Origin of the sequence: Nocardioides sp., from assembly GCF_014360585.1 — a bacterium.
GTDB lineage: Bacteria > Actinomycetota > Actinomycetes > Propionibacteriales > Nocardioidaceae > Nocardioides.
This window is the reverse complement of the sequence record NZ_JACIXG010000063.1, coordinates 24,322-31,019: the sequence shown is the minus strand read 5'-3', so window position 1 is coordinate 31,019 and position 6,698 is coordinate 24,322. Positions and strand designations below refer to the sequence as shown.

The following is a 6,698-nucleotide window of genomic DNA, read 5'->3' as shown; positions in this document are numbered from 1 at the left end:
GGCCGCCAGGCTCGCCCCTCGAGTCTCTCTACTGTTCCCCCCGTCGGTAGAGGGACACCGAGGAAACTGAATGTGGCCCGGCCTCACGGCCGGGCCACATCTCATTTGGGCCGCAGGCGCAGAGCGGCGGATCCGGCCTAGTGGCGCATCCCAGAAGGACGCGCCACTAGCGCTCGTTGGCCATCCGCAGGAACGCCTCCACGAGCGGGCCCGACGTGGCCGCGCCGTTCTCGCCCTCGTCGACGTAGACGGCCACCGCCAGGTCACCCTGCGCGGCGATCATCCAGGTGTGGGTCAGACGCTTGCCGTCGCGGTCGAACTCCGCGGTGCCGGTCTTGGCGATCACCGGCTTGCCCGGCACGTCGGCCAAGCCCCTGCCGGTGCCGTCGGTGACCACGCCGCGGAAGATCGTACGCAGCTGGTCGGCCTCCGCCGCGGCGAGCGGCTCCACGCCCGACGGCTTGGCGACCTGACCCTGGACGAGGTTCGGGACCACGGTGTGACCGGCCTGGATGGAGCCGATGACCGAGGCCATCACCAGCGGTGAGGCGAGCACCTTGCCCTGGCCGATCAGGTCGGCGGCGTGCTCGGTCTCGCCCGCAGGCTCGGGGATCTGGCCGAAGTAGGAGGCGAAGCCGGCGTCGCGGTCGATCCCGAAGCCCAGCGAGGCGGCGGCCGAGGCGATCTCGGCGTGACCGATCTCGTCCGCCGCGCCGACCATCGCGGTGTTGCAGGACTCGGCGACGGCGTGGGCGAGCGTGATCTCCCCCAAGCCGGCCTTCGGGTACCACGAGTCGTTCTTGAACGTCTTGCCGTCGACAGTTGCCTTCGCGGGGCAACTGACCCGGCTCTTGGGGTTGAGCCCCTTGCGCAGCATGGCCAGCGTGGTCGCCGCCTTGAAGGTCGATCCCGGAGCGGCCTGACCGAAGGTCGCCAGGTTCATCTTGTTGTCCGCGCCGTTGGCGGCGACCAGCACAGCGCCGTCGCTGGGCCGGATCGCGACCAGCGCGCTCTCGGGCTCGACCCGCTTGAGGACCTTCTCGGCGCTCTTCTGCAGCTGCGCGTCGAGCGTGACGGTCAGCGGCTTCCCGTCGATCGGGTCCGTGCTGTAGAGCTTCTTGAGCACCTCGCCCTCGTCTCCGAGAACCGCGACCTGCAGTCCGGGCTTGCCCCGCAGCTGCTCGTCGTAGCGCGCCTGCAGTCCGGAGAGGCCGGCGAGATCACCCGGAAGGTAGGTCCCGGGCTTCTTCTTCATCATCTCGGCCGTCACCTCACCGACGATGCCGATGACCGGCGAGGCGAACTCCTTGGTCGGTCCGAGCGGGAGGGTCCGATTGAGCATGGCGGCGCCCTTGATCTTGGCGATCTTGGCAGCCTTGGCCTTCGTCATCATCGGCTTCCGGACCGAGAGCGCCTCGACGAACGCCTTGTTCCCGGCCGCCTTGACACGCTTGGCGTAGCGCTTCGGATTGATGCCCATGACCGCGGCGACGTCCCGCGCGGCTGCAGGCGCGGCCACCGGGTCGATCAGGGTCTTGTCGATGCCCACCGTGACGACCGGCCGATCGGCGACCAGGGTCGCTCCCGACGTGCTCCGGATCTCGCCCCGCTGCTGGTGGACGGTCTCGACATGCAGGCTGCGTCCTTCGGCGAGCTCCGGGGCGACAACCGTCGGCTCCCAGACGAACTCCCACTTGTCACCGGTCTTGTGGAGCTCTACCTCCGACTCGTAGGTCCACCGGCCGCCCGGCACCCCCCATGCCCAGGTGAGCATCGACTTCGCGCTGTCGGTGCCGTGGCCGGAGAAGACCGGCTTGGTCGCGGACACGTCGGGCGCTCCGAGCTTCCCCAACAGGTTGCCGGTCAGATCGCTGTACTCGGCGGCGACCTCGGCGGGGTCGGTCTTCGCGACGAAGTCGACCTTCGTGAACGTGCCGCTCTTCAGCGCCGTGGTCAGGGTCGACATGCTCGGACCCGGGTCCTCGGCCTCGCCACAGGCAGCAAGCAGCGGTAAAGCAACAGCAAGGGCCGCTATGCCCCGGGATACTCGCATGGGACGGTTCTATCAGCCTTGCCCCCAAGATTGGGTTACACGCCTCCTACGCGGAGGTTGTGAAGCCGAGAGTGGCCAGTGGGCCACGCTCGGCTTCACAACCGAATTCGCTCAGTGCGTCGCCAGCCAGGCGTCCAGATCCACCCCGCGCCGGTCCGCGATCTTCTGCAGACGTTCACGGGTCGGCGGTTGGAACACCTTCGGCTCGATGTGGCGGTCGAGCGCGGCGTACTTCCGCTGCTTGGCGGCCTGTGCCGAGCCGGTCGCCTCGGCGGCGTCGACCAGTGCCGGGGTCGCGGCGACCGCGGCGCCGGTGAGCGGAGAGCTCACCAGAGGCGTGTAGCCGTCGCGATGGCCGGCTGCGTTGGCGTGATAGGACTCCTCGATCGGGTTGGAGAGCCCGTTGACCCACTCGACGTCGTCACAGACGGCGTGTCCGGTGAATCGGCTGATCGGGTTCACGAAGCCGAACCCGGCGGCGCTCGCGCGCGAGGCCGTGGTGTTGTTGAGGAGCACGGCGGTGTCGTTGAGGATCGCCTCGTCCTGCGGGCTGAACCAGGTGAAGGCGTTGCAGTCCTCGCCCATGAACAGCTTCGGGTAGCCCACGACCACCACCTTCGCGTTGGGCGCGGCCGACCGGATCCGGGAGTAGAGCGTCCCGAGGCTGCTTGGGAGCGTGTTGCGGATGTAGTTCTGCGCGCCCGCGACCGCTCCCGCGCAGTCGCTCGCCCAGGCGGGAAGGGCACACTCGGTGATCACGTCGGCGAAGCCGGCATCGTTGCCGCCGACCGAGATGGTCACATAGCGAGTGGAGCTGGACAGGGCGCTGAGCTGACTGTTGGTGACGTCGGCGACGACCGCGCCCGAGCAGGCGCGGAAGTTGAGGCTGTAGCTCTTCGCCGCGGCGACCAGGCTCGGGTACGCCAGGGTCGACCGTTTACAGGCGGAGCCGTCACTGAGGTAGCTGCGGGTGCCGACTCCTGAGGAGTAGGAGTCACCCAGTGCGACGTAAGGCTCCCCAGCCGCTGAGGCTGGGGAGCCGGGGGCGACGGCCAGGCCGGCGCCGAGGAGGGCGATGGATGTGAGGGAGACCGCGAGGCGGACTTTGGACAGGCGGAAGGTCAAACCGTTCATGGCAACTCCCGAAAGCCAGGGGCCGCCGGTGGCGACCCTTCGCTTCGGTTGTACGCGTCCTTGCTCTCGCCCGCAGGAAAATTAGTTTCACGTCTTAGTAACTGTCCGGAACCCGCGCGGCGAGATCGCGCGGTCACCCGCGCGATCTCTCCGCGTTCATCTCTCAGCGTTCATCAGACGTTCTGCAGCCGCGGGAGGATCCGGTCCAGCCACCGCGGCAGCCACCACGCCCGAGCACCGAGCAGCCGCATCACCGCAGGCACGACGAGGCACCGGATCACGACCGCGTCCAACAGCACCGCCACCGCCATCACGAAACCCATCTCCTGCAGCATCCGATCCGGGCTGAACCAGAAGGCACCGAAGACCACGACCATGATCGCACCGGCCGCGGTGATGACGCCACCGGTGTGCGAAAGCCCCTCGCGGACCGCCTCCTGCGCGTCTCCGCTGCGCAGCCACTCCTCCCGCATCCGCGAGATCAGGAAGACCTCGTAGTCCATCGAGAGACCGAAGACGATCGCGAAGGTCATCACCGGCAGGAACGCCTCGATCGGCCCCGGCTCCACCCCCAGCAGACCCTCCTGGAAGACGTACGTCATCGCGCCCATCGAGGCGCCGATCGAGATGAGGTTGAGGATCGCTGCCTTGATCGCCACCGCGACGGAGCGGAAGACGCACATCAGCAGCAGCGCGGAGAGGCCGACCACCAGCCCGATGAAGAGCGGCAGCTTCTTCGAGACCGCCTCGGAGTAGTCGATCAGCGCCGCGGTCGAGCCCCCGACGAGGACGTCGTCGCCCAGGTCGGCGCGCAGCTCCTTGACCAGCTCGGTGGTCTCGGCGTCCTGCGGGCCGGTCTCCGGGAAGGCGATGGAGGTGTAGACCGCGCCGTCGGCCGAAGGCTGCGGCGGCGTCGCCGCAGCCACGCCTTCGTGCCTCTGGAGCTTCTCGTACGCCGCTTCCGCCTGCCCCTGCGAGCCCTCGGTCATGACGATGAGCGGGCCGTTGGCGCCGGGACCGAACTTGTCGCTCACCAGGTCGTAGGCCTTGCGGGTGGTCGAGGAGCTGTCGTCGTTGCCGGCGTCGGCGAAGCCGAGCTGGAGGCCGAGGACCGGGGTCGCGAGGGCGCCGAGAGCGACCATCGAGACGATCAACGCGGCCCACGGGTGCCGCTGGACTCCACCGGCCCAGGCGCGCCAGCGGCGGCCGGGCTCGCGTCCGGAGCGGGCCGCATGCTTGCGAATCGACTTCTCCAGGCGCTTGCCGAACAGCGTGAGCAGGGATGGGAGCAGGGTGACCGCGGCGATCATCGTCGTCAGGACGGTGAGAGCGACCCCGAGCACGACACCCTGGATCGAGGTCAGCTGCAGCACGTAGAGGCCGCAGAGGGCCAGGATCACGCTGACTCCGGCGAACAGGACCGAGCGGCCGGCGGTGTCGATCGCGGTCGAGGTGGCGTCCTCACGGGTGGCGCCGTGGAGCAGCTCGCTGCGATAGCGCGAGAAGACGAGCAGCGCGTAATCGATGCCGACGCCGAGCCCCACGAGCATCAGCATCGGCGCGGTGTAGTCCGGGATCGTGGTCAGGTGAGACAGCAGCGTGACCACGCCGAAGGTCGTGCCGACCGCGAAGATCGCGGTGATCAGCGGCAGGCTCGCCGCCAGGAACGAGCCGAACATGAAGAACATGATCACCAGAGCGGCGAGCATCCCGAGTCCCTCCGAGCTGCCGCCCTCGCCCCCGCTCACCTCACGCATCGCGTCGCCGGCCATCTCGACCTGGAGATCGTCGGTCGTCGCGTCGTCCGCGACCTCGAGGAACGGCTCGTAGGCGCTGGTCGGGAGCTCTCCGGCCTCGGCGTCCATCACAACGGTGACGAGTGCGGTCGTACCGTCCTCGCTCACCGAGCCGCGCTGCGGATCGGGCGGCTCCACGGTCTCGACGTGAGGAACCTCGGCGAGGTCGGCGATCAGCTCGTCCACCGCCTGCTGGTCGGTGTTCCAGCCGCGCTCGTCATGGATGACCGCGCGCACCGAGTCGCCGGTCGCCCCGCCGTGCTTCGCCTGGAGGTCGGCCATCTCCTGGGACTGGCTGCCCGGGATGTCGAACGAGTTGCGGTAGTCGTCGCCGATGGCCTGGGCCGCCCCCGTGACGCCTACGAGCACGACCACCCACAACAGCAGCGCGGTCCAGTGATGGCGTTGCGAGAAGATCGCCAGCCGCCGCAGCGGACTGGGTCTCGTCGTCGTCTCTGTGGTCATCATGTCTCCTTCTTGATCTCGCCTGGCTACCTGTAGCCAGACAACACGTATGAAGACAATGTAACTCGGGCTGTGTAGGCTGTCTACATGAAAGCCGACGCACTCCGTGGCCACCTCGACTCGCTGATCCTGGCCGTCGTCGAGAAACAGCCCCTCCACGGCTACGCGATCATCGAGGCACTCAGTGTCCGCAGCGGTGGCGAGCTGGATCTCCCCACGGGCACGATCTATCCGGCCCTACGCCGCCTGGAGAAGGCGGGATACCTCGACAGCTCCTGGTCCGAGGTCGGCGGCCGCAAACGCCGCACCTACGAGCTCTCCCCCGCCGGCCGCAGCGCCCTCGCCGCCCACCGCCAGGAGTGGCGTACGTTCTCCCAGGTCGTCTCCGGCGTTCTCGGCGAGGCCTGACTCAGCCGAGAGTGCACTTCTGGGCGACGAGACTGCACTTCTGGGGGACGAGACGGTCGTTGTGGCGAGCCACTCAGGGGGTTCCCTGATGCGGCCGACGTCGTCGGCCGGAGAGGATGGAGCCATGAGCGCTGTCGACGTCTACCTTGCTGACCTGCGCGCCGCCGTCCCCGGCCCGAGCTGGGCCCGCCGCGACCTGCTGCGCGAGGCCGGCGACCACCTCGAGGACGCGACCGACGCTTACACCCGGGCGGGCTACCCGACCGCCGAGGCCGAGGCGCTCGCGCTACGCGACTTCGGCGCCGTCGACGTCATCGCTCCGGGCTTCCGCGACACCGTCGCGATCAGCGGCGCCCGGCGTACGGCCGCTCTGCTCGTCCTCGTGATGATCCCCCAGGCCTTCCTGTGGGACGGCGGGATCAACCTCGGCGGGACCGCCCACTCGACCGCCCCGGACACCGGTCTCTTCCACGCCCTCGACGTCGTCATCGGCTACATCGGCACAGCGGGCGCCCTCGGCGCGATCATCGCCCTGGTGGCGACCGCGATCGGTCAGCGCTGGCTGCGGATAGGGCGCGGCACGGCCCGGATGACCGCAGCCTGGTCTCTGGCCACGGCCACGGTGGTGCCCTTGACCGGCTTCACCATGCTGGCTCTGACAGGCGGTCTCACCGTGACGCTGGCCCTCAGTGCGATCGCCCTGATGGCAGCGCCGTTCGCCTTGGTCGCCTTCTCGGCCCAGCGCACCCTCGCCGCCTGCTAGACGCGCAAGGCGAGACGTCACCCCCGCCGCCCGAGACGTCACTCAGGTCGCCCGAGAGGGCACGACAATGACCGCTCGG

At 68.9% G+C, this 6,698-nt stretch carries 5 protein-coding genes; 2 read left to right on the top strand and 3 right to left on the bottom strand.

Going from position 1 to position 6,698, the window contains the following annotated elements; translation table 11 throughout:
* Nucleotides 1-166: 166 nt before the first annotated feature.
* From H5T77_RS18635 to H5T77_RS18625, 3 genes are all read right to left on the bottom strand, one after another.
* Nucleotides 167-1,966 (bottom strand): penicillin-binding transpeptidase domain-containing protein, encoded by a 1,800-nt coding sequence (locus H5T77_RS18635; protein WP_292651757.1) that lies wholly within the window; start codon nt 1,964-1,966, stop codon nt 167-169.
* A 198-nt stretch (nt 1,967-2,164) separates the two neighbouring features.
* On the bottom strand, nt 2,165-3,187 hold the full coding sequence (locus tag H5T77_RS18630; RefSeq protein ID WP_292651755.1) for an SGNH/GDSL hydrolase family protein: 1,023 nt from the start codon (nt 3,185-3,187) through the stop codon (nt 2,165-2,167).
* Nucleotides 3,188-3,360: 173 nt separating this feature from the next.
* A complete protein-coding gene (locus H5T77_RS18625) occupies nt 3,361-5,448 on the bottom strand; it encodes an MMPL family transporter (protein WP_292651753.1) in 2,088 nt (695 codons plus the stop codon).
* Nucleotides 5,449-5,535: 87 nt separating this feature from the next.
* On the opposite strand from H5T77_RS18625, the gene H5T77_RS18620 reads away from it, so the two are divergent.
* Nucleotides 5,536-5,856: a PadR family transcriptional regulator gene (locus H5T77_RS18620; protein WP_292651752.1), complete on the top strand. Its 321-nt coding sequence runs from the start codon at nt 5,536-5,538 to the stop codon at nt 5,854-5,856.
* Nucleotides 5,857-5,980: 124 nt separating this feature from the next.
* On the top strand, nt 5,981-6,619 hold the full coding sequence (locus tag H5T77_RS18615) for a permease prefix domain 1-containing protein (RefSeq protein ID WP_292651751.1): 639 nt from the start codon (nt 5,981-5,983) through the stop codon (nt 6,617-6,619).
* The last annotated feature ends 79 nt before the right edge of the window (nt 6,620-6,698 follow it).

Excerpts from the sequence above, each read along its gene's own strand:
- H5T77_RS18635 (WP_292651757.1), bottom strand. The coding sequence starts at position 1,966 with ATGTCGACCCTGACCACGGCGCTGAAGAGCGGCACGTTCACGAAGGTC.
- H5T77_RS18630 (WP_292651755.1), bottom strand. The coding sequence starts at position 3,187 with ATGAACGGTTTGACCTTCCGCCTGTCCAAAGTCCGCCTCGCGGTCTCC.
- H5T77_RS18625 (WP_292651753.1), bottom strand. The coding sequence starts at position 5,448 with ATGACCACAGAGACGACGACGAGACCCAGTCCGCTGCGGCGGCTGGCG.
- H5T77_RS18620 (WP_292651752.1), top strand. The coding sequence starts at position 5,536 with ATGAAAGCCGACGCACTCCGTGGCCACCTCGACTCGCTGATCCTGGCC.
- H5T77_RS18615 (WP_292651751.1), top strand. The coding sequence starts at position 5,981 with ATGAGCGCTGTCGACGTCTACCTTGCTGACCTGCGCGCCGCCGTCCCC.